This window comes from Vibrio sp. TRT 17S01 (genome assembly GCF_050113695.1).
Classification (GTDB): Bacteria; Pseudomonadota; Gammaproteobacteria; order Enterobacterales; family Vibrionaceae; genus Vibrio.
This window is the reverse complement of sequence record NZ_JBNJOG010000052.1, coordinates 1-1,554: the sequence shown is the minus strand read 5'-3', so window position 1 is coordinate 1,554 and position 1,554 is coordinate 1. Positions and strand designations below refer to the sequence as shown.

Genomic DNA, 1,554 nt, shown 5'->3' with positions numbered 1-1,554 from the left:
AGCTTTAGTTGCAGCTAAAGCCTGGGTCTCACATTACCCGAAACTGGTGAATTGGATAGGGAAATTATCCATACAAGCGTTTAAGAGTGACTCACAACGCTTTGCGATTTCAGTTCAAGTTAGTTTAAGTGGTTAAGGTACAATGGTTTAGGTTTGGTGGTTTGCGTTGTTCACCACTTAACGCGGCGTTATGTTTTTCCCATCAATACAGTGCTTTAGGCAGATTTTTGCCCCCAAGGTTTTGGGTGTATAGTGTCACCACGAACTGCGCGTTGAGGTTAAGACATGGAGTATAGAAAAGTATCAGGAGCTGTTGCCTGCACATTGATTGCAGCAATTTCAATTTCGTCAGCATACTCATATATTGGAGATATTTGGGAAAAGGCTATTAGTTTTTCTTCTTCAGTATTTACGTTTCTGGTAATTGTTGCCTTATTAGGTATATGGAAAGGCTACAAGCTGCTTAAGCCTCTTCAGGTGAAAGTGATTGTAATCGGTTACTTGGTGTCGACATTACTAACCTATTTATATCCTCTATTTGAGTACTCGGAGCAAGTGCCACCTTCGAATTGGTTCTTCTTGCTAGGTATTGACCTAACCGTAGCCTTTGTTGTGTCGAGTCTTTTGTGGAGAAACAAATAATGTCAGTATTAGCTCAATTGAAACCTGCTAGCCCTTTGGCGACTCTTTTAGGAAAAATGTACGGGCAAATATCAAGCAAAAATGATGCGAACAGAATATATAAAGAGCTTAGGCCGCTTTTATCTGATCTGTTAATGCAGGGACATGCGTACAACTCACCTCAAATCCAATCGATTGTGAATATTCTGCGTGAACTTCCCGCTTATGGTGCTCAAAGACGTAACTTCGAAAATATGTATCTAAAAGACGAGAATACTTTGCGCAAGTTACCTAAAGATCCAAACTTAATCCCGAAAGGTCATTGGCACTAAAAACATAACAAGCAATTCAAGCTGATTCGCAACGCTTGGCGCTCTCACTTCGAGTTGAGTTTTGTGTTTACGGCGCAGTGTTTGAGTTAGGTGGCAGCGTTGCTCACAACTTAATTGGGCGTTATACGTTGCGCATAAAATTAAGCAATTAGAAGGATTTAAAGCTTATGATTACTTGCTATGTCAGGTACGTGATTGACCCTAAAAAGGTCAAAGAATTTGAAGAATATGCAAGAATGTGGATTCCGCTTGTTGAAAAGTTTGGTGGTCAACATAATGGATATTTTCTACCGTCAGAAGGTGCGAATAATATAGCTCTAGCTTTGTTCACATTTGAAAGCTTATCAGCATATGAAGAGTATCGTCTTAAATCTTTAAATGATCCCGAGTGTATTGAAGCTTTTGAGTTTGCAGATAAAGTGGACTGCATTATTAGCTATGAGCGTAGCTTTTTTAGACCAGTGCTCGGGTAGGGAAGCAACGTATAACAAACGACTATGGCGTCAATAGCTAATTTTTAGCTGTGTTTTCATCCCACATGACGCCATCTCTTAACATCGAATTTAGTATTACTACCATCTTTCGTACGCAGGCAATGATC

3 protein-coding genes are annotated in these 1,554 nt (G+C 39.8%); all 3 read left to right on the top strand.

Annotated elements, in window-relative coordinates; genetic code table 11:
• Positions 1-285 precede the first annotated feature (285 nt).
• The 3 genes from ACQEXS_RS22420 to ACQEXS_RS22410 all read left to right on the top strand — a co-directional run bounded on the left by ACQEXS_RS22420 (position 286) and on the right by ACQEXS_RS22410 (position 1,426).
• On the top strand, positions 286-642 hold the full coding sequence (locus ACQEXS_RS22420) for a hypothetical protein (RefSeq protein ID WP_427015269.1): 357 nt from the start codon (positions 286-288) through the stop codon (positions 640-642).
• On the top strand, positions 642-953 hold the full coding sequence (locus ACQEXS_RS22415; protein WP_427015268.1) for a hypothetical protein: 312 nt from the start codon (positions 642-644) through the stop codon (positions 951-953). The genes ACQEXS_RS22420 and ACQEXS_RS22415 overlap by 1 nt, the downstream gene beginning before the upstream one ends.
• Before the next feature lie 167 nt (positions 954-1,120).
• On the top strand, positions 1,121-1,426 hold the full coding sequence (locus tag ACQEXS_RS22410; protein ID WP_039543001.1) for an NIPSNAP family protein: 306 nt from the start codon (positions 1,121-1,123) through the stop codon (positions 1,424-1,426).
• Positions 1,427-1,554: the final 128 nt, after the last annotated feature.